24 protein-coding genes are annotated in these 22,667 nt (G+C 62.7%); 6 read left to right on the forward strand and 18 right to left on the reverse strand.

What is annotated here, in order from left to right; genetic code table 11:
* Positions 1-213: hypothetical protein (locus EDF57_RS24990; RefSeq protein WP_134096345.1), on the forward strand; the 213-nt coding region annotated here is incomplete at its 5' end.
* Between the two features lie 347 nt (positions 214-560).
* Here EDF57_RS24990 and EDF57_RS24995 read toward each other — a convergent pair.
* The 16 genes from EDF57_RS24995 to EDF57_RS26160 all read right to left on the reverse strand — a co-directional run bounded on the left by EDF57_RS24995 (position 561) and on the right by EDF57_RS26160 (position 15,085).
* Entirely contained in the window at positions 561-752 is a 192-nt protein-coding gene (locus tag EDF57_RS24995) for an AlpA family phage regulatory protein (protein WP_132269132.1), read from the reverse strand.
* A complete protein-coding gene (locus tag EDF57_RS25000) occupies positions 749-982 on the reverse strand; it encodes a DUF2274 domain-containing protein (protein ID WP_132269134.1) in 234 nt (77 codons plus the stop codon). The genes EDF57_RS24995 and EDF57_RS25000 overlap by 4 nt, the downstream gene beginning before the upstream one ends.
* Positions 983-987: 5 nt before the next feature.
* Entirely contained in the window at positions 988-2,280 is a 1,293-nt protein-coding gene (locus EDF57_RS25005) for a TrbI/VirB10 family protein (RefSeq protein ID WP_134096346.1), read from the reverse strand.
* The gene (gene trbG / locus EDF57_RS25010) at positions 2,277-3,065 is read right to left on the reverse strand and encodes a P-type conjugative transfer protein TrbG (RefSeq protein WP_243841294.1); all 789 of its coding nucleotides are present in this window, start codon (positions 3,063-3,065) and stop codon (positions 2,277-2,279) included. Before trbG ends, EDF57_RS25005 begins: the two co-directional genes overlap by 4 nt.
* A 137-nt stretch (positions 3,066-3,202) precedes the next feature.
* Positions 3,203-3,907 carry a conjugal transfer protein TrbF gene (gene trbF, locus EDF57_RS25015; protein ID WP_134096348.1) on the reverse strand — a complete coding sequence of 235 codons (705 nt, stop codon included), beginning with the start codon at positions 3,905-3,907 and terminating at the stop codon, positions 3,203-3,205.
* 3 nt (positions 3,908-3,910) lie between these two features.
* Positions 3,911-5,224 carry a P-type conjugative transfer protein TrbL gene (trbL, locus tag EDF57_RS25020; protein WP_134096361.1) on the reverse strand — a complete coding sequence of 438 codons (1,314 nt, stop codon included), beginning with the start codon at positions 5,222-5,224 and terminating at the stop codon, positions 3,911-3,913.
* Between the two features lie 163 nt (positions 5,225-5,387).
* Complete coding sequence (gene trbJ, locus EDF57_RS25025) at positions 5,388-6,134, reverse strand: P-type conjugative transfer protein TrbJ (RefSeq protein WP_347876973.1); 747 nt, start codon at positions 6,132-6,134, stop codon at positions 5,388-5,390.
* A 26-nt stretch (positions 6,135-6,160) separates the two neighbouring features.
* Entirely contained in the window at positions 6,161-8,608 is a 2,448-nt protein-coding gene (gene trbE, locus EDF57_RS25030; RefSeq protein ID WP_134096349.1) for a conjugal transfer protein TrbE, read from the reverse strand.
* The gene (locus tag EDF57_RS25895) at positions 8,602-8,862 is read right to left on the reverse strand and encodes a VirB3 family type IV secretion system protein (RefSeq protein ID WP_208324961.1); all 261 of its coding nucleotides are present in this window, start codon (positions 8,860-8,862) and stop codon (positions 8,602-8,604) included. Before EDF57_RS25895 ends, trbE begins: the two co-directional genes overlap by 7 nt.
* On the reverse strand, positions 8,859-9,188 hold the full coding sequence (locus tag EDF57_RS25900) for a TrbC/VirB2 family protein (RefSeq protein ID WP_208324962.1): 330 nt from the start codon (positions 9,186-9,188) through the stop codon (positions 8,859-8,861). Before EDF57_RS25900 ends, EDF57_RS25895 begins: the two co-directional genes overlap by 4 nt.
* Positions 9,176-10,201 carry a P-type conjugative transfer ATPase TrbB gene (gene trbB, locus EDF57_RS25040; protein WP_134096351.1) on the reverse strand — a complete coding sequence of 342 codons (1,026 nt, stop codon included), beginning with the start codon at positions 10,199-10,201 and terminating at the stop codon, positions 9,176-9,178. Before trbB ends, EDF57_RS25900 begins: the two co-directional genes overlap by 13 nt.
* Positions 10,198-10,599 carry a CopG family transcriptional regulator gene (locus EDF57_RS25045; RefSeq protein WP_134096352.1) on the reverse strand — a complete coding sequence of 134 codons (402 nt, stop codon included), beginning with the start codon at positions 10,597-10,599 and terminating at the stop codon, positions 10,198-10,200. Before EDF57_RS25045 ends, trbB begins: the two co-directional genes overlap by 4 nt.
* A gap of 8 nt (positions 10,600-10,607) precedes the next feature.
* Positions 10,608-12,632 (reverse strand): conjugal transfer protein TraG, encoded by a 2,025-nt coding sequence (locus EDF57_RS25050; protein WP_134096353.1) that lies wholly within the window; start codon positions 12,630-12,632, stop codon positions 10,608-10,610.
* Positions 12,633-12,738: 106 nt separating this feature from the next.
* The gene (locus tag EDF57_RS25055; protein ID WP_134096354.1) at positions 12,739-13,671 is read right to left on the reverse strand and encodes a HEPN domain-containing protein; all 933 of its coding nucleotides are present in this window, start codon (positions 13,669-13,671) and stop codon (positions 12,739-12,741) included.
* Between the two features lie 357 nt (positions 13,672-14,028).
* Positions 14,029-14,829, reverse strand: a complete 801-nt coding sequence (locus EDF57_RS25060) for an SDR family NAD(P)-dependent oxidoreductase (RefSeq protein WP_134096355.1) — start codon at positions 14,827-14,829, stop codon at positions 14,029-14,031.
* Between the two features lie 67 nt (positions 14,830-14,896).
* Positions 14,897-15,085: a hypothetical protein gene (locus tag EDF57_RS26160; RefSeq protein ID WP_243841295.1), complete on the reverse strand. Its 189-nt coding sequence runs from the start codon at positions 15,083-15,085 to the stop codon at positions 14,897-14,899.
* 70 nt (positions 15,086-15,155) lie between these two features.
* Here EDF57_RS26160 and EDF57_RS25065 point away from each other — a divergent pair, with 70 nt between their 5' ends.
* Positions 15,156-15,863 carry a LysR substrate-binding domain-containing protein gene (locus tag EDF57_RS25065; RefSeq protein WP_243841296.1) on the forward strand — a complete coding sequence of 236 codons (708 nt, stop codon included), beginning with the start codon at positions 15,156-15,158 and terminating at the stop codon, positions 15,861-15,863.
* A 66-nt stretch (positions 15,864-15,929) separates the two neighbouring features.
* On the forward strand, positions 15,930-16,808 hold the full coding sequence (locus EDF57_RS25070; RefSeq protein ID WP_134096356.1) for a CocE/NonD family hydrolase: 879 nt from the start codon (positions 15,930-15,932) through the stop codon (positions 16,806-16,808).
* Between the two features lie 440 nt (positions 16,809-17,248).
* Here EDF57_RS25070 and EDF57_RS25075 read toward each other — a convergent pair whose 3' ends face one another.
* Positions 17,249-18,253 carry an epoxide hydrolase gene (locus EDF57_RS25075; protein ID WP_208324964.1) on the reverse strand — a complete coding sequence of 335 codons (1,005 nt, stop codon included), beginning with the start codon at positions 18,251-18,253 and terminating at the stop codon, positions 17,249-17,251.
* A complete protein-coding gene (locus tag EDF57_RS25080) occupies positions 18,250-18,726 on the reverse strand; it encodes a hypothetical protein (protein ID WP_166675400.1) in 477 nt (158 codons plus the stop codon). Before EDF57_RS25080 ends, EDF57_RS25075 begins: the two co-directional genes overlap by 4 nt.
* Between EDF57_RS25080 and EDF57_RS25085 the strand changes: the two genes are divergently transcribed.
* The 3 genes from EDF57_RS25085 (at position 18,713) to EDF57_RS25095 (ending at position 22,155) form a co-directional block, all read left to right on the forward strand.
* Positions 18,713-19,963: a sulfotransferase gene (locus tag EDF57_RS25085; protein WP_166675401.1), complete on the forward strand. Its 1,251-nt coding sequence runs from the start codon at positions 18,713-18,715 to the stop codon at positions 19,961-19,963. The two genes, EDF57_RS25080 and EDF57_RS25085, sit on opposite strands and share 14 nt — an antisense overlap.
* 116 nt (positions 19,964-20,079) lie before the next feature.
* Positions 20,080-20,979, forward strand: coding sequence for a DUF1254 domain-containing protein (locus EDF57_RS25090; protein ID WP_166675402.1), 900 nt, complete (start codon positions 20,080-20,082; stop codon positions 20,977-20,979).
* A 303-nt stretch (positions 20,980-21,282) separates the two neighbouring features.
* The gene (locus EDF57_RS25095) at positions 21,283-22,155 is read left to right on the forward strand and encodes a DUF2268 domain-containing putative Zn-dependent protease (protein WP_166675403.1); all 873 of its coding nucleotides are present in this window, start codon (positions 21,283-21,285) and stop codon (positions 22,153-22,155) included.
* Positions 22,156-22,667: the final 512 nt, after the last annotated feature.

A 22,667-nucleotide genomic window follows, 5' to 3' on the forward strand; every position in this document is an offset into this window, starting at 1 on the left:
AAGGGCGGCAAGGTCACGCTGAGTGCCAACGGCAAGACACTTGCCGAAGGACGGCTGGAGCGTACTGTCCCGGCCCAGTTCTCCCTGGGAGAAGGGCTCGACATCGGCATGGACGTGGGATCGCCGGTCGATTTCACCTACGACCTGCCCTTCGTCTTCACCGGCAAGATCGAGCAGGTCCACTTCAAGCTTGGCAAGACCGGCATCGGCTAGGCGGAGAGTGCGAGGTACAGATCCCTATCGGCAGGCCCGGATTTAGGCTCGTTGACGCGCCACCCATGGGGCAAACAGGGTTTGCCGCATGGCCGGTTTCAGGCGTTCCCCACTGGCTTTGGATCGAGCGGGTTCGATCGAGCGGGTTGGATCGCAGCCGCCCGGCAGGTCCAGGCGTGCCGAACGGCGGGTCTTGGAAGAAGTCGACCTTCCCGGGCGTTCTGCTAAACGGCCGGAGGTGGTCGCAAGCGGCCAGAACCTGACGCATTTTTCGGAGCGTGGTATGTCAATGGCAGCCTAGCCCAAATTGGGCCAGTCCGGCCAATCGTACACAATTCCTCTTCACCTCAAGATCGTCGCTGCCTTTCCATCCACATTGAAATCTCGAAATCACTCCACCGGGAGGCGTAGTTCGTCGGCTTGTAAGGTCGCGGAAACGTGCCCTCTTGGATCAACTTGTAGATGCTGGTTCGGCCCAAACCGATCCGTGCCTCGACTTCCTGAATTTTGAGAAAGCGATCGCCAGTGGCGTTCGTCATGATCGACCTCCTGCATCAAGCGAGCTCCGAGCCTTTGCAAACGCGCGATCGCTCGTGAGGAAAGCGGCGAGGATCGCTGGGATCAGCGTCGCAACCGACTCTTCTCGCCCATAGGTCGATGCATAAATTCGAGCATAGTCACGTAGGGCCGCATCCAATTCTGGCATGACGTGTATTGCGTGCTTTATCGGTTTGCGATCAGGTAGCGGCGCGAGCTTGATTTCCGCCATCGGCTTTACTCCTGTTGGCGCCATGGCGCGAGAACGAGGTCACGATGCACGACAAGGCGGATCGATGCGCCCGGCCTTATCGTGATTGTTGGCTGGACTTGCAGGCTTCGCGAAACCAGCTGGTCCCCTGCCCGCGACAAGCTCTGCTGGGTCGATTGCCGGATCGCCTGAGCAAGATCGCTTTCATCCGTGAAGGTCAGCTCGGTTCCCACGCCTAGCAGTGTCGAGATCGCCGCGCCTTTGATTACCTGCCATGCATGTGCATCGACCTGATCCGCCAGGCCGGCATATCCAGACATGTCGGTTGCAGGCACATTGTCGAGACGGATCGAGCTGCCGTCCGGCATGACGATCCGCTGCCACACGACCAGCGCCCGCTTCTGACCAAAAGCCACGAGGCTATCGTAGCTGCCAATGAGACGCGCGCCTTGCGGGATGAGCAAGGTTCTCCCCGTCGCGCTGTCAAAGACCTGCTGTGTTACTTGAGCGATGACAAGGCCGGGCAGATCCGAGCGCAGGCCGGTGATCAGACTTCCGGCGATCACGCTTCCCGCCGAGAGCATATTGGCCGATGCGGCAGGCGTAAGCGCATGCGGTTCGACCTCTCCGGTGCTATCCTCGGCGGCAACAAAGTCAGCCTTGCGCCGCTGGGCATTGGGATCCGCCGTGAAATCGATAGCCAGCTTGCCATCGGATTGGCTCGCAGGCTGGGTACCCTGGACCGAGGCGGCTTCCGGCGCGTCCGATACGGCGGCAACCTTCGCGCTCGCGAAGAATAGTCCGGACTGCCGCTCCGATTTCCTTTCCTCGTCGGCCCGGTCAGGCCTAGCTTGCGGTTTTGCCGCTTCCGAACCCGGCAGGAGGTTGGAGGCCGGAGTAATACCCGCCCTCTGTTTTTCAACGATGGCTCGTCCCAGGTCGCCGGGCAGCGGCGGCCCGAGTTTCGGAACCTTGTCATAGCTGTCGGGAAGGGCGCTGATCGCTTCGGTCGGAGCCTTCGCCAGGTTGGCGCCGTTGTCGCTGCCGCCCGCGAGGTGGAGATCGATCGGACCAAGCGCGTACCAGGCGGTTCCAGCGATGATGAGCGCGAGCGTACCTGCCATACCAACGATCACTTCCCGCTTGAAACGGATCGCGCGGGGCGGCCGTGACCTCAGCGCCAGTGTCTCCGGGTCGACCTTTGCCGGTAGCGGTACGTCCGCAACCAGTGTCTGCTGCCGAGCGCCGCCGGTTTCCGCCGCTTCTGACGATGCAGCGGGCTGAGGGTGGCCCGCGTCGTTTTCTGGATCGCCGCTCATCGGCCCCTCTCCTGCACGGTGCCTTCTGCCACGCGCTGAATGCGGACGATCTGCTGGTTCTTCGTCCCGAGCCGCAATTCGGCGGCGTTGAAGATCCGGTCGACGACATAATAGCGACCCGACAACCGGTAGTTCACCAGCTGCGCGGTGCCCTTTTCGTCGACGAGGAATAGCGGCGGGGCCTCGTCAAGCACGATGCTGGCAGGCAGCTGGACGAAGGTCTGGCGTCCGTCGTCGAATGCCCGCAGCGGCCGCCAGGTTGGCTTGTCGCCGGATATCTCGTAATTGAAATTGAGGCTTTCGGCAGACAGCCCGGCAGCGATCGGTTTCGCGGCTTCGGCTGCGACCACCGCCCGCTTGATCGCGACCAGCTCGTCCGCCGGGTAGGTCCACGAAAGCGCCGACATCGCGATTTCGCCGCTGCTGGATAGTGCCAGATGATAGCTGCGCCGATCCGTCGTGATGACGAGGTTGGTCGCAAGCCCGGGTGAATAGGGTTTGACGAGGACGTGGGTGCGCTTGGTGTCGCCCTGCCCGCTCGTGGTGTCGCCGATCACCCAGCGCGCGGTATCGCCGCTTGCCACGGCCACAAGATTCTCGCCGGGCTGAAGGGCGATGTCCGTCACCCGGTCAGGCGCCGTCATCACATGATAAATCGCACCTTCGGCGAATGCCTGAAGCTGGACCGCTTGGACGAAGCGGCTCACCTGCGGTTCGACGGTCGCAGCGCGATTGGCGCGCTCGACGACGGCGGCACGCGAGAGCGGCGGAGCGGCGGCGATCACGGGGTGGCTACAGATAGGCAGCGAGAGAGCGCCCGCCGCGAGGGCGAGCCGGGGCAAATGCACATTCATGGCATGATCTCCGATCCAGACGGTGAGGCGATTTCAGCGGATGGCCCCGAAAGCTGTGGCGATTCGGCTTAAACTGGGCCGGGGACTGCAGCCTCGAGTTCCCGGCTCCAGTCGATGGCGTCGACATAGATGCCGAGGGGGTTACGCCGCAAAACGTCGGCGCTGCGCGGCGCCCGGGTGAGGATCGTCAGGATGGCGGTCCAATGGCTGCTGCCGGCCTTGCTGCCGCGCTCGTAGGCCGTCTCGATCCACTTGACCTGAAACGACTGATCGGAAGCGCGCACGACGCTGGTCACCTGGACAGAGATGCTGCGCTGCCCGAGGTTTGCGAATGGATCGGCCTCACGGGCATAGCCGTCGAGAAACCGGGCGCCGCGTTGACTGGCGAAGTCGTAGGCGGAAAGCCAGTCGCGGCGCATCAGCACCGGATCAAGCGACACTCCGCGCACGCATTCGATAAATCGGGCCAGATGCCAAGCGATCTGCGGATCGGTGGGCGTGGCAGAGACATCCGCCTCGTTCACCGCCCTCGCCTCGCCCAGCCTGTCGACTTCGACCACATAGGGGACGACCCGGCTTTGCAAGGACTCCCAGACCAGAGCCGATCCCATCGCTCCGGCCATGCCGAGAGTGCCGAAGGCCATGAGCCGCCAGTTGCGAGCCTGGACGCGGGCTGAACCTATCCGCTCGTCCCAGACCTGCCCTGCCCGCTGGAAAGGCGTTTCGGGCTCGAGAGCTCGTCCGTAACGCTGGACGGCGCGCTTGAAGATCATCGATCAGTCCTCCTTTTCCTTGATGTCGGGGTTGGCGGCAGCACCGCCGCGTTCACCATCCTTGAGGGTGTGCAGCGCGATCTGACGGTGATGACGGGCGTTCTGCTGGCGGCGAAGATCGCGCGCCCAGCCCGGAGCGGAATCGGCGGCAGGTCCTCTGGCGGCTTCCGAGGCGCTATCGGCGCCCTGGGGGCCTTCAAATCCGGCCCGCGCCGCCGAGCGACCGCGTTCGGCCGCCTCGCCAATACCGAAAGCCTGGCTCGCCTTTTGACGCACCGCGCCGCCGGCGGCCTTCGCCATGCCGCCGAGGCCGGCGCCGACGCTCGGCGAGCCGGCAGCAGACTGGCCCATGGTCCACGATGTCGACGCGGCCGCGCCCATGCTGGTGCCGGCGCGAACCGCGCCAAGCGCAGCGCCGCCGACCATTTTGGCGGCACCGGCAGCGCCGCCCGCCCCCATCGCAATGATGCCAGCTGCGCCGACGCCGGTGCCCAGCGCGGCGCCCGCGCCGAGCTGCGGTGCGCCGGCCACAAGACCTGATGCGATCGACGGCCCGAAGATGCCAAGGCCGAACAGCGCAAGGCTGGCAAGGACCAGGCTGAGGGTCTGCCCGATGTCGGGCTCCTGGCCCTGGAGCGCCGAGGTGAACTCGTCGAAGAAATTCGAGCCAATCCCGACGATCACCGCCAGGACCATGACCTTGATGCCGGAGCTGACCACGTTGCCGAGCACGCGCTCGGCCAGGAAGGCTGTCCGGTTCCACAGCGCGAACGGCACCAGGATAAAACCTGCGAGGCTCGTAAGCTTGAACTCGAGGATGGTGACGAAGATCTGCACCGCGAGGATGAAGAAGGCGAGGATCACCAGCAGCCAAGCGAGCAGCAGGATCACGATGGTAAGGAAATTGTCGAAGAAGGTCGTGAAACCCATAAGGCCCTTCACCTGTTCGAGCAGCGGCCAGGCCGCCGCGAAGCCTGTGCCCGCGAGCCGCCCTGGCTTGAGCAGATCGGTCGCTGTGAGCACGCCGCCGCCGGCCGTAAGCCCGGCCTGTGCCAAGGATCGGAACACGATGTCGCCGAGCGCCGAAAAATTGCCGATGATGAAGGCGAAGGCGCCGACATAGAGGACCTTGCGAATGAAACGCCCGGGAATGTTGTCCTCGCCGCCCATGGTCCAGAACAGGCCCGCGAGCGTCATGTCGATGCCGATCAGCGTGGCCGTCAGAAAGTGGACGTCCCCGCCCAGCAGTCCGAAGCCGCTGTCGATGTAGGCGATGAAGCTGGTCATGAAGCGGTCGATGACATTCAGATCATTCATGGCGCTGCACTTTCCAATCGGGTGCCAAACAAGGGGACGATGGTGTCGCGGGACGCGGCCCGGGGCGCGGAAAACCGCGTCCCGCGGCGCGGCGGCGGGAGAGGCATGACCGTCGCCGCAAACGATGCTGAACCTGGAGCCGAAGGGGACCGGCTGTGCGCGGCTAGTTAGGCGTATAGGCCGTCCCGTTGCCGAGGAACTTGGCCGTGGCCGCCTGCGCATCGCTAGTCGCCTGCGCGCGGTTGGCCCGCTCGAGCGCATCGGCTCGGTACTGGGCGGCGAGGAGCTGCTGGATCTGGAACTGCTGCTTGGCGGTCAGTGCGAGCAGCTGATTGGTCGCCTGGCTGGCCTGGAGCGCACCTTCGGCGTTCTGGCTCCGCCCGACCATCGCGGAAAGCGCGGAGGCATCGCTCTGGATATTCTCGACGACCTGCGCCTGCACCGTCATCGTATGTTGGTAGGCGGTCATCTCGGTGTCGAGCCGCGCCCTCGCGGCCGATACCTGGCTGCTGAGCGACAGCGAACCGTTGCTGGTGGGATAGAGCTGGCGGAACTGCTGGTTCAAGGTCGAAACCTGGAACTGGATACCCTGCGCCTGCCCCATCAGCACATCGATCTGGCTGAGAGTCTGGGTCAGCGCCTGAAGCTCGGGAAAACCGATCGTCGTGAGGTTCTTTTCCTCGTTGAGCAGGCTCTGGGCCTCGTTCTGCAACGACTTGATCTGGTTGTTGACCTGCTGGAGCGTCCTTGCCGCCGTAAGCAGGTTCTGGCTGTAATTGGTCGGGTCATAGACGATTAGTGCCTGCGCCGGTGTCGACGGGAACGACATCGCCGCAAATGCGCCGCCAAGTGCGACGAGGGCCATGCATCCGGCGGCAAGCGAGGGACGGGAACGCGGTTTCACAATCATCGGTCTTCTCCTTTGCAAACAGGCTTTCAGAAGCGGATGGCCGCTGGGAACGTGGCAGTGAGGTCGGAGGCCCAGGGGGCGTCGGAGCCGGCGAGAAAGCGGGACAGGAACTCTTCTCCGCCATGCTCGGCAATGAGGCGGTCGATTCGCTGCTGGGCAGCGGGTCCCGACGAGCCGCAGAGCGCCAGGGCAATGGGGCCGAGACCCAGTTCGAACAGACGATTTCCGCGGGCCGACTGGAGGTAGTAGTGATGCTTAGGGGTTGCCCGCGCGATGATCTCGATTTGCCGGTCGTTCAGCCCGAAGGCCTCGTAGGCTTCGCGGGATTGCGGCTCGATCGCGCGGTCGTTGGGGAGGAATATCCGCTGCGGGCAGCTTTCGATGATCGCCGGCGCAATCGAGCTCTGCGCCACATCGGCGAGGCTTTGCGTGGCGAAAAGGACCGAGACGTTCTTCTTGCGGAGCGTTTTCAGCCACTCGCGGATGCGCGCGGAGAAGATGGGATCGTCGAGGAGGCTCCAGGCCTCATCGAGCACCATTAGGGTCGGACGGCCGTCGAAGCCCTGTTCGATGCGGTGGAAGAGGTAGGTCAGCACCGGCGCGACCAGTCCCGACCGCCCAATCAATGCCTCCGTCTCGAAGCACTGGACGTCTGCGTTTGCCAGGCGCTCCTCGGCAGCATCGAGCATGCCTCCAAACGTGCCTTCGAGCGTATAGGGCGCCAGCGCGGTGCGGAGGTTGTTCGACTGGAGCAGCAGTGACAGGCCCGTCAGCGTCCGCTCGCTTTCGGGAGCGCCGGCGAGGCTGGTGAGCGCCGACCAGACCTGATCGCGCATCTCTGGCGTCGGCAGGATCAGCAGGTGCGAGAGAAGATCGAGTATCCAGTCGGCGGCCCAACTGCGCTCAGTCGGATCATCGATACCCTTGAGCGGCTGGAAGCTGAGGCCGTTCAGGGCGTCGGTGCCGTGGCCCAGTGCGTTATGCGTTCCGCCCATCGCCAGCACAGCGGCGCGCGCGGAAAGCCCCATGTCGAACATGATCACCCGGGAGCCGGGATAGCGGCGGAACTGGCAGGCGATCAGCGAGAGCAACACCGATTTGCCGGCTCCGGTCGGGCCGACGACGAGCAGGTGCCCGACATCGCCGACGTGGGTGGAGAAGCGAAACGGCGTCGATCCCTGAGTCCGTGCGTGGAACAGCGGCGGGCCGCCAAGATGTGTGTTGCCAACATCCCCCGCCCAGACCGCTGGAAGCGGAATGAGATGGGCCAGGTTGAGCGAGTGGACCAGCGGTTGCCGGACATTGGCGTAGACTTGCCCCGGCAGCGACGAAAACCAGGCCTCGACGGCATTCACGCCTTCCCGGATGCATGTGAATCCGAGGCCGTTCACGACCCGCTCGACCGCACGAAGCTTTTCCGCGACCCGGGCGCGGTCCTCGTCGGCGACAGTGATGGTAGCCGTCAGATAGCCGAACGAGACGTGATCGCCGCCCAGCGCCTGCAATGCAATATCGGCATCGACCACCTTGTTGTCGGCGTCGCTGTCGACCAGCTGGGTTGGCTGGTTATACATGACTTCGCGCAGCAGCGCGGTGATCGACTTGCGCTTGTTGAACCACTGGCGCCGCAGCTTGGTGAGGACCTTGGTAGCGTCCGCACGGTCCATCGCGATGAAACGGGTCATCCAGCGATAACCGAATCCCTGATGGTTGAGGGCATCGAGCAGCCCAGGCCGGCTGACATTGGGGAAGCCCGGCAAAGTCAGCGTGCGAAGATGGAGCCGCCCAAGCTTCGGCTCGAGGCCACCGATGAACGCCGTGTCGGCCAAGAGGGCATCGAGGTAAACCGGCGTTTCGGGCATGGCGACATCGACCGCGCGGTCCGACACCGTGCCGTGCAAGTAGGAAAGCGTCTCGGTGCTGGAAAGCGCACGAACCTCAGGCATGAAACCCGCGAAGAGATCCAGAATGCGGTCGGTTTCGGCGGTAAATCCTGCCAGGGCGGCACGCCAGTCACGCCCTCCCCCGGTCTCGCTGTCAGCCTCCGGGCGCTCGACGAGCGACCGGCCGGCTGTGTCGCTTGCATCAGCCGGGGGCAGCCAGAGCAAGGTTCCGGTGAACACACTCTCGAAATGGCCGCCTTCGGCTTCGAACGCGGCGCGTCGTTCCTCGTCGATCAGCCATGACGCAGCGTCGGGAAAATCGCTACGCGGATAGCGCGAGATTTCCCGCCGATTGGCCTCGAAGAATATCGCCCAGCCAGAGCCGAGACGGCGCAGGACGTTGTTGGCCCGGGCGCAGGTGCCTACCAGTTCAGCCTCGGTCGAACTCTCAAGATCGGGTCCGCGAAAAGCGAAACTGCGCTGAAAACTGCCGTCCTTGTTAAGCACTACCCCCGGGGCGACCAGCGCAGCCCACGGCAAGTGATCGGCAAGGCGGTCGAAGCGGGAGCGATATTCGGCAAGGTTCAGCATGCCAGGTATCCTTTTTGCCGGAGATGGCGGATCAGGACGTTTGCGAATTCGGGGTCTCGCCGGGCGGCGAAGACAGCCAGGCTGTGGCCGATCGCCCAGAGCGCAATGCCGACCGGCCATTGCTGGAGGCCGAGGCCCAGCGCGGCCGCCAGGGTCCCGTTCACGATCGCGATCCCGCGCGGAGCCCCGCCCATCAGGACGGGCTGGACGAGGCTCGCGTGGATCGGTGTTTCGAAGCCCTCGATATGGCTCACGAGACCACGGCTCCCCCGCCGAAGCTGAAGAACGAGAGGAAGAACGACGAGGCGGCGAACGCGATCGAGAGCCCGAAGACGATCTGGATCAGCTTGCGAAAGCCGCCGGCGGTCTCGCCGAATGCCAGCGCGAGACCGGTGGTGATGATGATCAGCACCGCGACGATTTTGGCGACGGGGCCTTGGACCGACTCCAGCACTTTCTGCAGCGGATCCTCCCAAGGCATGCCCGAACCACTGGCAAGCACGGGCGAGGACACAGCCATAGCCACAGCAAGGACGAGGAGGCCGTTCAGATCGCGGCCTATAAGCTTCATGGAACGCATGGGTCTTCTCCTTCAGGTTGAGAGGCATTTAGGGTGTTGGGATTTCGGAAAGCGTCGGTGACGCGGTATTCGCCGCGTTCGTCGAGCCCGGCGACGCGCGCGATCGTCTCGATACGGCGCGCGGCGCCGCGCCCGGCAATGAAGACGACGAGATCGATAGCCTCGGCGATCAGCCGGCGCGGAACAGTGGTCACCGCCTCCTGCACCAGCCCGTCGATGCGGTAGAGCGCGGCGCGCGCATTGTTAGCATGGACCGTCGCGATCCCGCCGGGATGCCCGGTGTTCCACGCCTTCAGCATGTCGAGCGCTTCCGGCCCCCGCACTTCGCCGACGATGATCCGATCGGGACGAAGGCGCAGCGTCGAGCGAACGAGATCGCTCATAGACACTTTGCCCGCCCGCGTGCGGAGCGCGACGGTGTCGGCGGCAGGCGATTGCAGTTCTCGGGTGTCCTCGATAAGGATGACGCGCTCGTCGAGAATGGCCATTTCCGCAAGCAGCGCATTGGCGAGCGTGGTCTTGCCAGAGCTGGTACCGCCCGCGACCAGAATATTCGTGCGCTCCACGACCGCGCGAGATAGGAATCCAGCCTGCCCGGGTGTCATGATCCCGTCGCGCACATAATCGGCCAGCGTGTGGATCCGCGCCGCCGGCTTGCGGATCGAGAAGCATGGCGCGGTGGCGACGGGCGGCAGCAAGCCTTCGAAGCGCTCACCTGACCCGATCCCATGGGCTGGAAGTTCGGCCGAGACGATCGGCGCATCTGCGTGGACTTCGGCCCGGATATGCGAGGCCACGAGGCGGACGATGCGTTCGACTTGGGCCGGCTCGAAGCGGATATCGGTGTCGACCCGCCCTTCCCCGAGCACATCGACCCGCAGCGCGCCGTCGGGGTTCACCATGATCTCGATGATGCGCGGGTCTTCGAGCGCGGCGCGAATGGCCGGGCCCATGGCCGTGCGAAGCATCGCGCGCCGGCGCTCGGCCGAGACGGCGTCGGGTGCGTCGGTCATGCAAGTTCTCCCGGCCTGCGCTCGGCCAGCGTCCGCTGACCAGTGGCGATCTGGCGGCCGACCTGGGCCACGAACGCCTCGAAGCGCTCGCGGCCGACTGCACGGGCAGCGGCATCGGCTTCGGGCAGCGGTGCCGTCACCGAAAGCTGGTAGCGAATGAACAGCGCGAGGCTTTCCAGCACGACATCGATATCACGCCGGCTTGCAGCGATCTCGCGAGAGAGGCGATCGAAGCGGAGGCGCAGGAGGTCGTCGATCTCGTTCGAACCCTGCCGCGCGATCCAGGCCTTGAGTGCATCGTTGACGAGCCGGCTCTTGTTGCCGCGCGTGCCGGCCGCCAGGCGATCGAGCGCTACGGTTACGTCCATGTCGAGGTAGAGGTTCTGCCGAATTTTCATGAGCTGCCTCACATTCCGAGGGTGCGGGTGTGCTGGCTCTCGTCGAAGGCGAAGCCGCGGGCGACGGGGGTCAGTGCCTGCGCCTGATCCATGGCGCGCTTGTCGGCGACGAGGTTGCCGTCATCGTCATTGGCAAGCTGGGGCTCGGTGACTCCGGGCTCTGCACGCGCGATCGGCTGCCCACCGCCCTGCCCTGGATGTTGCTGTTGCTGCGGGCCGCTCTCGTCTTCTGGGTCGGAGACGGCCATCTGCTCAGTCAGCTGTGCATGGCGCCGGCTCGACGTGCCTTTCCAGTCGTCCGGGCGCGGCGCGGGGCGGTCCGGATACGGGCCGGCGGCGATCGTGGGAGCGGGAAGCCGGCGGTCCGCGAAGTTCCGGTCGCGGTAGTAGCGCAGCTTACCAGCCCTGATGGGCGCCATGCCCGACACGAGAATCAGTTCCTCATCCGGCGAGAGCTGCATGACTTCGCCTGGGGTCAGAAGCTGGCGGGCGGTCTCCTGGCGGCTGACCATGACGTGCGCGAGCCAGGGAGCGAGGCGGTGTCCGGCATAGTTGCGCATGGCGCGCTGTTCGGTTGCCGTACCGAGAGCATCGGAAATACGCTTGGCGGTGCGCTCGTCGTTCGCCGCAAAGGCAACGCGGACATGGCAGTTGTCCAGGATCGAGTTGTGCTCGCCGTATGCCTTCTCGATCTGGTTGAGGCTCTGGGCAATGAGGAATGCCCGGATGCCGTACCCCGCCATGAACGCGAGGCTGGTCTCAAAGAAGTCCAGGCGGCCGAGCGCCGGGAACTCGTCGAGCATCATGAGGAGCTGATGCTTACGGTCGGCGCCGCCAAACCCGTCGAGCTGTTCAGTCAGTCTCCGCCCAATCTGGTTCAGCACAAGGCGGACGAGCGGCTTGGTGCGACTGATGTCCGAAGGGGGAATGACAAGGTAGAGCGAACATGGCTGTTCGGCGTCGACGAGGTCGGCAATTCGCCAGTCGCAGCGCGAGGTCACCTCCGCTATCGTCGGATCGCGGTAGAGCCCAAGGAACGACATCGCAGTCGAAAGCACGCCGGACCGTTCGTTCTCGCTCTTGTTGAGCAATTCCCGCGCTGCCGACGCGACGACCGGATGGACGCGCGGCGCCTTATCGTCCCCAAGGTGGTTGGTCGTCAGCATCGCCCGCAGCGTGGCGGCAAACGAGCGCTGGGGATCCGAAAGGAACGTGGCGACGCGGGCCAGCGTCTTCTCTTCCTCGGCGTAGAGGATGTGAAGGATTGCGCCGACTAGCAGCGAATGGCTGGTCTTTTCCCAGTGATTGCGGCGTTCGAGCGCGCCTTCGGGATCGACCAGGATGTCGGCGATGTTCTGGACGTCGCGGACTTCGTTGGCGCCGCGGCGCACCTCGAGCAGCGGATTGTAGTGGGCCGACGCCGCATCGGTGGGATTGAACAGCAGGCTATGCGAGAACCGCGCGCGCCATCCGGCGGTCAGCGTCCAGTTTTCACCCTTGATGTCGTGAATAACGGCGGAACCGGTCCAGGTAAGCAAGGTCGGCACCACAAGGCCAACGCCCTTGCCGGAGCGGGTGGGCGCGAACGCCAGGACATGCTCGGGGCCATCATGCCGCACATATTGGCTGCCGAGCTTTCCCAGCATGAGCCCGGCATTGCCGAGCAGGCCGGCGCGGACAATCTCGCGGTGACCCGCCCACCGCGCCGATCCATAGGTCGTGACCCGGCCCTTCTGACGGGCGCGCCAGAGTGAACCCGCTACAGCCGATCCGCAGCCCAGAAAGCCACTGGCGCCGGCGAGCAGACCGGCCTTGTCGAAGACCTCCGGGGCATACGCATCAAAATGATACCACCAGCCAAAGAGCGCCCAGGGTTCGTAGAACGGGACACCGAACAGGCGGAATGAAGCCTCACCAAGTTCGGGTTGGTAGGCTAGCATGGCAGCTGCCCACTGCGTCGAGACCCAGAGCCCCGCGAACATGATCGCGAAGACGACAAGGATCTGACCGACGAGAAGTTTGGTGGGTGTCACGGTAGTTCTCCACCCCGGCTGTCCGGGTGGAAAAATAATCCGTGATCGGCTGAGAAAACTAAACGGCGCTAATTGGTGTTAATTGGATATTGCCGGATATTGCTGGTCACGCCTCGAGTGAATTACCACCGATTTCGTGCCGCGCCTTTTCACGAAGGCATGTGAGTCGTTCTTGGCAAACCAGTTCAACAAGGTCGCGAAGTGCGTGGACGCGCGCCGTGATCGCCTCAAGATCTTCGACACTGATCTTGTAGCTCGTGGAGTATCGAGCCTCAACATAAGCGCGCTTGAGCAACTCAAATCGCCGCCGATCAATCTTTGCCTCTCTAGGCCAAGCCTCAATCAGGCGGGGTTCCTTGCCCTCGGCGAACGACCTCAAAAATTTGATGTTATGCGATCGTGGAAAATAATGTGTGCGAACAAGCAGGAAGCAAATATAAGCTCGTTCTGTCGCTTGATGGAGCAGAAATGCAGCGTCATTCAATTCGCCCTCTAAAAGAGCGTAGGCCGCCAATTTAAGCCCGCTTCTGATCTTTGCGCTCCAGCTTTCAAAGTAAGCGTTCGCCATTTCGTATGAATCTGGGGGCGTCAGCCGCCTCGGTGCGATGAACGTGGTCCCCGGCCCCTCGTACAGCGCGATCCCGTCCCGCGCGATATCTACCCAAAAATATTCGCCACGACTTAGCCCTTGATTGACCTCATCCATCGTGTGGACAATGAAATTGACCTGACGACCGATTGCTGGATCTCGTTCGATCTTATCATCCGCGACATGCCAATATTCAGCCGTATCGGTAAGTTTCGGATGGCTGACGATGATCAGCAGATCGAAGTCGGACTGGTAGCCATTAAGCGGACGATCAACCCAGTCCGTTCGAGCATAGCTTCCGAAAAGGACGATCTTCTGGATTCTGCCGTTCTTCTTCCAAGGCTGCGTGGCGCGGGAAATCGCGACCTCAAACTCGGCCATCAAAATGTTCTTCGCGCGCTCAAGTTCAGCTTGCTGAAGGGCAGGTAGGTGATCGATATCCTTACGCATCAGCGGGATTCTCGCCGCAATGGGCTGGATTGACAAGCCCCTGCAACTGACCTTCATCACGATTTCTGATGCTGATCCCGATCATCCGAAGGTGACCGCAGAAGACCCATTGCAGTCGCTCAGCCGCAAACATTGCACTCCCAGGTGCGGTTGGTCTGCTTTCCCATTTTGATTGCTCGAGATAGTCGAAAGTCGATTTTCGAGCCAAGAAAGTCCGATCAACGATCTAAAGACAAACCGTTCCCGATAAATAAATGACCAACCGAACTGTTCATTTTGGTGGCCGGGAACGGATCTTGGGGTTTTTCCTGCCTCAGAATCGAGACAAACGGAGCTGATCCCGATAGTTGGGAACTGCTAAAACGCCGCCTTCACAGTACCACCATCGACCCGGATTGTTGCGCCGTTGACGTAATCGGCTAACCCGCTCGACAGATAGACAACTGCCCCGGCAATTTCTTCCGGTCGGCCAAGCCTGCCTATGTCGTTCGGAACAATGTCGACCACGCAGCCGCGTTCGATCTCTTCCCAGGTCTCGCCCCAACCCTGCTGCGGTGCCATATTCTCGAGAAAGCTCTTCACCGCCGGCACCAGGATGGCCCCCGGCGCGACGACGTTCGAGGTAACGCCCGTGTCCTTCAGCCTGCGTGCCAGCGATACCGCCAGATTGTGGCGCGCGGCCAGCGAGGCCTGGTAATGGGGGAGCATTGCCGTGGGCTGTTCGGCCAGCCCGCCGCCGATCTGGATCACCCTGCCCCACCCGCGCGAAACCATGGCCGGGACGATCCGCTGGATCATGCGGACGCCGGACAGGACATTCACGGCATATGCCTCGCCCCATTTGTCCGGCGTGGCCGTGTGCCAGTCGTGATGATGGTAGGAACCGGCATTGTTGACGAGGATGTCCACGTCGCCGCCGGCAAGCGCCTGGGCGAGAACCAAGTCAGCCCCTTCATCCGTGGCGAGGTTGCCGATGGCCACATCCGCCCGGCCACCCTCTGCCCGAATGGCATCGGCCACGGCGCGTGTCCGGACTTCATCTCGCCCATGGACGATAACGGCTGCGCCTTCCTCGGCGAGCATATGGGCGATCGCTTCGCCAAGGCCGGATGATGCCCCGGTCACGAGGGCACGGCGGGAATCGAGATTCGTCTTCATGGGTAAGTGTCCTGCCTCTTGCTAAGAACAGGGAAATGGCCGCAAAAGACTGTCTTGATTAGTCCGCTCAATCAGGATGTATCGTGCGCAATAACGGGATAATCGGTCGGAACAGCCTGGGCGAAATCCAGGCGGCGCTCGAAGTCGCCGGCAGGGGCAGTTTCAGGGCCGCGGCAGATGCGCTGGGAACTTCGCCCACCGCGCTCAGCAGCACCATACGATCGCTGGAGGACAGGCTCGGCGTCAGGCTGTTCAATCGCACTACGCGCAGTGTCGCGCTGACGCCGGCGGGAAAGGCATTTCTGGCGCGGGTTTCCCCCGCTCTGGTGGAGATCGCGCGCGCGGCCGAAGAGGCACGCAACCAAGCCGCCGAGCCATCGGGCGTGCTGCGGATCAACAGTTCGGTGACGGGTGCCTATCAGATTCTTTCGTCGATCCTGGGGCCGTTCCTGAAGCGATATCCGAAAGTCGCCATCGAACTGACGACGGAAACGCGCCTGATCGATATCGTGAACGGGCAATGCGATGCAGGGATAAGGATCGCGGATTCGGTGCCTGCCGACATGGTTTCGGTGCCCTTGCCCTTCGGCCTCGATTTCTGTGTGGCGGCCGCGCCGGACTATCTGGCCATGCACCCTGCGCTTACGCATCCGGCGGACCTGATGCACCATCCTTGTCTCCGGGCCATGTTGCCCGGCGGGGGGATTTATCGCTGGGAGTTCGAGCGCGGAGAAGAAGCCATGGCTCTCGATGTGCCCGGAACGCTGGTGCTGGACGATCAACTGCTGCTTCTCGAAGCCGCCCGCGGGGGTCTGGGCTTCGCCTATCTGGCCCGATCGGTGTGCGAAGAGGCGCTGGCCTCCGGTCGCCTGCGCAGCGTGTTGGAGGACTGGATGCCACGCACACCGCCCCTCTCCCTCTACTACCCCCATAATCGCAACACTTCCTCGGCCTTGCGGGCTCTGGTCGATGTGATCCACAACATGGCCCGGACGGCGGAAGCGGAGGCGGTCGCAACTTCTAACAGAGCATAACGGGCGCTTTTGCCCGTCCTTTGCCAAGTAGGCAGGCGACAGCCACTACAGAAGCAAAGACGATCCATGTGCAGGCCCTATCAAGCGAATATCTGGGGCATTCTCGGGTTCGCTACAGCCCTTTTGGTCGCGGCGAACGGCCTGCCGGCCATCGCGCAGGGGCGCACGCTCTCCTCAGACATCCCCGCCACCTTCTTTACGCCTGCAATCGAGCGCGACTATCAGCGCCGCACTTACGAAATCCCGATGCGTGACGGCGTCCGGCTGCACACGGTCGTCATCATCCCGAAAGGACTGACGTCGGCGCCGATACTGCTCGACCGCACACCCTATGGCGCCGATGCGATGACCACGCAGCAGGACGGCCCCAAACTCGGCGACATCCTGTTTCCCAGCTATGCCGACCTTGCGCGGCACGGCAACATCATCGTGGCACAGGACGTGCGCGGCAAGTTCGCGTCCGGCGGCGACTATGTGGTCAATCGGCCCTTGCGCCATCCGCTGAACCCGACCCGGACCGACCGTTCGACCGATGCCTGGGACACGATCGACTGGCTGGTCCGGCATATCTCCGAAAGCAATGGGCGGGTCGCCACGATCGGCGGCAGTTACGACGGCTTCACCGCACTGATGAGCCTTGTCGATCCGCATCCGGCGCTCAGGGCCTCGGTGCCGATGAACCCGATGGTCGATACCTGGAAAGGCGACGACTGGTTCCACAACGGCGCCTTCCGCCAAGGGCCCATGGCATTGCTGCGGCATTCCGAACCTGGGAGAGCTCGGTCGTCCAATCTCAACCCGCCAGCTCATTGGGGCCGCTTCTCGCCACCGCGTTATGCAGCCAACTGCAAATGGCGCTCGATGTTCGTAATGGCCTGTGCCACGGCCTGGTTGGCATTTCGGCGGCAAATGAAAATATGCAAGCCATGTTGCAGTGGGAAATGAATGATGAGAAGCATGCGATTTCCTGGGATGATCTGCAGAAGCAGTTGAGGTGGCTTTCAAGACTACCCCAGGCTGCCTCGGTTATCTCGAGCCCGTCGCTGGAGAGACCAGGAAGCAGAGCCACATGCACCGCTGAAAACCGGGCGTGGTGGCGTTCGGAGTTCTCACTCGATGTGCCCGAACCATGAGGGTGCTGCCGTAAATCCATTGTGGGGAGAGGCGACCCTTTGCAGACGCCCAGATCAGGAAATCGAAGTTCCCAAAGCGGACGTTATCTTGCGCGTTTACCGCCTCAACGAAATCTCTGGAAGAACGCCCGCATATCAGCAAGCAGCGCAACCGGTGCCTCCATCGGCGCGAAATGGCCGCCCTCGTCCATTACCGTCCAGCGGCGAAGTTTGTAATATCGCTCGGCCGCCTTGCGAGGCGGGAAGGTCAGTTCAGCTGGGAAGAGGGCCAGCGCCGTGCGCCTCGACCACCGGCATGCGATCATGCGTAGGCGTCCATGGGTCATGGGCTCCCTCATAATAATAGCGCGCCGAGGTGTGGAAGCTCTCCGTCGCCCAATAGAGCATAGCCGTGTCAATCAGTTCGTCCTTGCTGAAACGGCGTTCGACATCCCCGCCGCAGTCGCTCCAGCCACGCCGCTTGTCGACCAGCCAGGCCCGCAGCCCCACGGGCGAATCGTTGAAACCATAGGCAAGGCTCTGCGGCTTGGTCGACTGGATGGCGAAATGCCCGACCTCCCCGCGCACCGCCTTCATCCGGCTCACGAATGCCGCTTCCTCCGGCGCATAGTCGGCCGGATCCCAGCCCAGGCCGGCCATGAACTCCAGTTGTCCAGCCGTGTGGATGTGGATGCCTATCATCCGCGCGGCATGCTTGTGACCGAGCTGAGCCGCGATGAACGCGCCGACATCACCGCCATGCGCAGCAAAGCGGTCATACTCCAGCCGATCCATCAACACGGCGAATAAATCCGCCGTCTTCCACCAGTTGACGCCGGGCGTACACAGCGGCGTCGAGAAGCCGAAGCCCGGTAGCGAGGGTATGATGACGTCGAAGGCATCAGCCGGATCGCCGCCGTGAGCCGCCGGATCGATCAACGGTCCGATGACCTTGTGATAGTCCCAGAAACTCCATGGCCAGCCATGCAGCAGCAGGAGCGGCGTCGGGTTTGGCCCCTTTCCCCGCTCATGCACGAAATGGATAGGGACGCCGTCGATTTCGGTGCGGAAATGCGCAAATCCGTTCATCGCCGCTTCTCGCGCGCGCCAGTCGTAGCGATGGAGCCAATGATGCGCCAGGTCGCGAAGATAGGCGCCGTTGGCACCGTAACGCCAACCTTCATTGGCAAAGTCCTCCGCCCAGCGCGTGCGACCAAGGCGTTCGTGCAGATCGCTCAGAACCGCATCGGGCACATGGATCGCAAACGGTTCGATCATTCGATCAGACCGTCGCGAATGGCCTCGTCGGCAAGATCCTGGATACGTTCCACAATAGTGCGCTCCATCTTGCCGTAGAAGGAGCCAAGATAGCGCAACCGCTTGAGCGTGGCATCCTGCGCGACGCCCGCCGCCCGGCTCTCGATGACCCGGCCGATGTCGCCGAGCAGTGCGGCCTGGGCGGCAATGAACCCCGAATAGCGTTCCGACACGCCATAGCGCACACGCTTGCTGCCGCGTTCGCCATGGCGGCGGGCAAGGCCATATTGCTCAAGCATGCGCGCAGCCACGCTGGCGCTGCTCTTCGCCATGGATAGCTCAGCCGCAATGGTGTCGAGGCTGACCGGCTCCGGACACAGAAGAAGATAGCCATAGAGGCTCGCTGTGCTCGGCTGCATGCCCGACGGAACGAGAAGCCCCGTGATCGCTTCGATGAAGCCGCGCTGCTCGGTGCTAAGATTGGACTTTGACATATTCGGCATCTTCCGAATATTGCAGAATCATCGTCGTCGGGCAAGCAGCGACAGGGAGAGAATCATGTTGGATGCACGGGCCATAGTGAGCGAAGCGGAGGCGAATGTTGGTATCAACGACACCGACATGGGCGTGCGCGGCAATCTGGAACGGTTGATCGACGAGATCACCCGAGAATTCCCCGTCTCCCCGGCCGGCGAGCAGCGCATCCATCGCAATCTGCTGCGCGACTGCACCAACCGGCTGGAAGGCCTGAAATGGGTGCAAGACTATCCCGAGATCGCGGACGAGCCGATCATCGCACCCGTCTTCCTCATGGGCCTGCCGCGCTCCGGCACCACATATTGCCAATATCTCTTCGACCGCGACCCGCGCTTCCGCCTTATCCGTACCTGGGAGTCAATGATGCCATCTCCGCCACCGGGCATCGACACGGCCTCCGCGCAGGAACGCCGCGCGAAATGGGCGCAGATGCGCGCGCCGACCTTCGAGGGTTTCGACGCGCTGCACCTGATCGACGCGGACGGCTCCGATGAATGCCATGCTTTCCTGGAGCAGAGCTTCGGCGCAGCGGGGCTGAACAATATCTACCGGGTGCCGGGCTATTTCGACCATATCCTCGATGGCCTCGACCTCGTGGAGACCTATCGCGTCCACAAACGCCAACTCCAGCTTCTCCAGTGGAAGTCGGCGGCAAAGCCCTGGGCGCTGAAATATCCCAACCATCTCGTCGCGATGGACGCGATCCTGCAGGTCTACCCCGACGCCCGCTTCGTGATGACGCACCGCGACCCCGTGCAGACGCTCGCCTCCATTGCCAAGATGACCGCCAATCTGCGCGGCCTGTGCACGGCCGAACCGTCGGACAAGCAGGAGGTCGGTCGCGACATGCTCCACTTTATCCAGCGCCATATCGACCGCATCATGGCGTTCGATGCAGGGCCGCAAGGCAGCCGCGTCGTCCATGTTGATTATTATGCCCTGGTTGAGCACCCGGTTCGGGAGATGCGGACCATCCATGCGGGCATCGGGGTCGACACGCCGGAGGAGGTGGCTGCCTCGGTCGGCGCCTGGCACGCTGCCAATCCCAAGAATGCGCGCGGCCGCAACGACTATGCGCTCGCCCAATATGGCCTGGACGACGCGGCCGTGGCAGAGCAGTTCGCGGCCTATATGCGCCGCTTCGCTATCCCCCGCGAAAATGAGGGCCTGGCGCGGATCGGAGCGGCAGCATGACCGGAACGGGCTGGAAAGCGCTCGACGAGGCGCAAGCGGAGGCGCGCGCGCTAGTGGCGAAAGCTGCACCCGACGCGGCTACGGCAACCGAGGGAGAAGCCTATGTCAGCCGGGTGATGACCGCCGCGCTCGGGCCGGCGCTGCTCGGCCATCTGTTGCAGGAGGACGGATTGTCGCGACCCCTGCCCTGCCATGGCGGGCCCAATCCCGACTATGTCATGCGCCATGCCGCCATTGACCCTGCGCGCCGCTATCACCTGGAAGGCCGCATCAACGGCTCCGAGCGGGTCGGTGTCGGCCTCTATCGCATCGGGCCGAACGGCGCGCCCGTGGAGGTGGGTTATGCGGCGTTTACGCCCGCAGATTGCGACGCGGACGGACGGTTCCTGCTCGGCCTCTCGGCAGATGCGACGGGACCGGATACGCTGACGATCCCGGCCGACGCGCGCATCCTGCTCATCCGCATCCTGCACCGCGATCCGCTCTCCGACCCGGCACGGCTGAGGCTGTCCGGCGGCCCTGCATCCAGCGGCATCGCGCTCGCCACCCGATCGCATGACGGCGCCCTCGCCTTCGTAGCGCGCACCCTTGGCAATAATGTTCGCGAATATCTCAAATGGACCGCCGCCGCAGTGGAACGGCGCAACCGGCTCGACAGTGCGCCAGCGGATCTGGCTGCGACGGTGCAGGGCGATCCCGACACCCTCTATTTCCTTGGCGGCTTCGATCTCGCCGAGGGTGAGTGGCTTGAAGTGACGATGCCGCAGCCTCTGTCCGGCTATTGGTCGCTCCACGCCTATAATTATTGGTTCGAGCATCTGCAGACTCCCGGTATCCACGACCGCAATGCCGTGGCCGATCCCGATGGTCGCATTCGCATCGGGATCGGCCCCACCCTGCCCGGCGACGCGCAGAACCGGATCGACACGCTGGGGCGGCGACGTGGCACGCTCATTTGCCGGATCATTGGACAGGGTAGTCAACCGGCGGCGATCGTTCGGGCTGTTAAAAGCTGAACCGCTACCCTATCAGCTTGAGCCGACCCTTGCCGGTCGTTCAGTGGCCAATCTCGCGCTCCCAGGTGCAGTCCGTCAGCTTTCCCTCTTCTGGATACCCAAAACTGGCCGATTGCGGATTGGCAGGTTATGGACGGCAAAAGTAGGAGGCGGACAGTCCGCTGGGCTGTCGGCAAACACCTGTTTTTCGTCGCCTCGCCACCACCGCCTTAACAAAAGCAGTGTGCTGTGGGTACGAAATACCCAGTAAGACCAGGGGAACACGGCATGAGCAGGAAATGGGCGATTGGGGCTATAGGATGCATGGTTGCGACGGCGGCGACTGCCAATACTCCTGAGACTGTTGAGGTCCGCACGTCCGATGTGACAACTTTCTATCGGCTCTACGACGCCGCCAACGGCAAGCCTTCTGCCAGTGCGCTGCAACAGGACTACATAGACACAGGAACGGACGGCGTGCGCCAGTTCGTTCCTTACCGCATTATCTCAGGTGAAGCGCTCGCCAAGGAGGTCGCCAACGAGGAGACCACCTATAGGCAAGCCCGGTCCTGTATGGAGGTCTTGCCTGCCGTTAAGTCGAAGTTGCAAGGGGCTTTTCAACGTCTCGCTGACCTTGATCCTCAAGCTACATTCCCGCCCGTCACCATTCTGATAGGCAGGAATAATAGTGGAGGAACGACTGGTAAGTCCGGCGTTTTGATCGGTCTGGAAGTGGCCTGTCGTTCGGCCTGGCTGCAACCTGACCTGACTGACAGGCTCTATCACCTGATCGCCCATGAATACGGCCACGTTGAGCAGTCACCCGCGCTTGAGGAAGATAGTGACGACACGACTGTTCTTAAGCAGTCACTCATAGAAGGTGTCGCTGAACTTATCGCGGAATTGACGTCAGGACAGATGAGCAACATTCACCTGCGAAAATGGACGGCGGGGAAATCTAAGGAAATAGGCCAGCGCTTTCTGTCAGACGCTGACAACGCAGATATTTCATCTTGGCTCTACAACGGAGTTGGCACACCTGAAAACCCCGGCGATTTGGGGTATTGGGTAGGATTTAAGATCGCGAAAGCCTATTACGATAAGGCGTCTGATAAACGTGCCGCGATCAGGGCCTTGCTTGATCTTAAAGACCCTAAAGCGATCTTGAGGGATAGCGGATGGCAACCGAGATCGTAAGCTGATCGGAAATCACATGTTTTCCAGCAGGCCTCAGCCCAATCCAAGTGACGCGACCACATGTCCTCGTGACATGCGCGACAAACCCTGTCGGATTGCCCGATTGTGCGGAAAACCAAATTGTGGGGTTTTCCGTCACCGCCATTGTTAGCGCCTATTGGGTTCGGTTCTATGCTAAACCCCTTTGAGGTTTCTGCGACGGAAATGCGGACTTATGACCGCTTCTGAGAAATAAAAATCCGTCGTCGAATGGAGGCAATTGACGCGTCGCAGCCGTTTCCACCGCCGACCCATTCTCGCTGTTCAGCAGCCAATTCGCGCTCCTCAGGTGCGGACTTTCCGCTTTTCAGCCCTAAATGGGTGAGATGGCCGTGCTCGACAGGGAATTCAGTGAGAAGGTTGCCCAGTTGGGAGTTCGGTTGTGTAACCACAGGTCTGGAAATTCATTCGGGTCGGGACGGTTAAGCCGGTGCCGGGGCATGCCCCGGCACCGGCTGCCCATCTTCAGCATT

Origin of the sequence: Novosphingobium sp. PhB55 (assembly GCF_004368805.1) — a bacterium.
Classification (GTDB): Bacteria; Pseudomonadota; Alphaproteobacteria; order Sphingomonadales; family Sphingomonadaceae; genus Novosphingobium.

Excerpts from the sequence above, each read along its gene's own strand:
- EDF57_RS25900 (WP_208324962.1), bottom strand. The coding sequence starts at position 9,188 with ATGCGTTCCATGAAGCTTATAGGCCGCGATCTGAACGGCCTCCTCGTC.
- EDF57_RS25000 (WP_132269134.1), bottom strand. The coding sequence starts at position 982 with ATGGCGGAAATCAAGCTCGCGCCGCTACCTGATCGCAAACCGATAAAG.
- trbL (WP_134096361.1), bottom strand. The coding sequence starts at position 5,224 with ATGAATGATCTGAATGTCATCGACCGCTTCATGACCAGCTTCATCGCC.
- trbF (WP_134096348.1), bottom strand. The coding sequence starts at position 3,907 with ATGATCTTCAAGCGCGCCGTCCAGCGTTACGGACGAGCTCTCGAGCCC.
- EDF57_RS25060 (WP_134096355.1), bottom strand. The coding sequence starts at position 14,829 with ATGAAGACGAATCTCGATTCCCGCCGTGCCCTCGTGACCGGGGCATCA.
- trbB (WP_134096351.1), bottom strand. The coding sequence starts at position 10,201 with ATGACCGACGCACCCGACGCCGTCTCGGCCGAGCGCCGGCGCGCGATG.
- EDF57_RS25095 (WP_166675403.1), top strand. The coding sequence starts at position 21,283 with ATGGTTGCGACGGCGGCGACTGCCAATACTCCTGAGACTGTTGAGGTC.
- EDF57_RS25070 (WP_134096356.1), top strand. The coding sequence starts at position 15,930 with ATGTGCAGGCCCTATCAAGCGAATATCTGGGGCATTCTCGGGTTCGCT.
- EDF57_RS25075 (WP_208324964.1), bottom strand. The coding sequence starts at position 18,253 with ATGATCGAACCGTTTGCGATCCATGTGCCCGATGCGGTTCTGAGCGAT.
- EDF57_RS25090 (WP_166675402.1), top strand. The coding sequence starts at position 20,080 with ATGACCGCCGCGCTCGGGCCGGCGCTGCTCGGCCATCTGTTGCAGGAG.
- EDF57_RS25005 (WP_134096346.1), bottom strand. The coding sequence starts at position 2,280 with ATGAGCGGCGATCCAGAAAACGACGCGGGCCACCCTCAGCCCGCTGCA.
- trbJ (WP_347876973.1), bottom strand. The coding sequence starts at position 6,134 with ATGATTGTGAAACCGCGTTCCCGTCCCTCGCTTGCCGCCGGATGCATG.
- EDF57_RS24995 (WP_132269132.1), bottom strand. The coding sequence starts at position 752 with ATGACGAACGCCACTGGCGATCGCTTTCTCAAAATTCAGGAAGTCGAG.
- EDF57_RS25055 (WP_134096354.1), bottom strand. The coding sequence starts at position 13,671 with ATGCGTAAGGATATCGATCACCTACCTGCCCTTCAGCAAGCTGAACTT.
- trbE (WP_134096349.1), bottom strand. The coding sequence starts at position 8,608 with ATGCTGAACCTTGCCGAATATCGCTCCCGCTTCGACCGCCTTGCCGAT.
- EDF57_RS25045 (WP_134096352.1), bottom strand. The coding sequence starts at position 10,599 with ATGAAAATTCGGCAGAACCTCTACCTCGACATGGACGTAACCGTAGCG.
- EDF57_RS25080 (WP_166675400.1), bottom strand. The coding sequence starts at position 18,726 with ATGTCAAAGTCCAATCTTAGCACCGAGCAGCGCGGCTTCATCGAAGCG.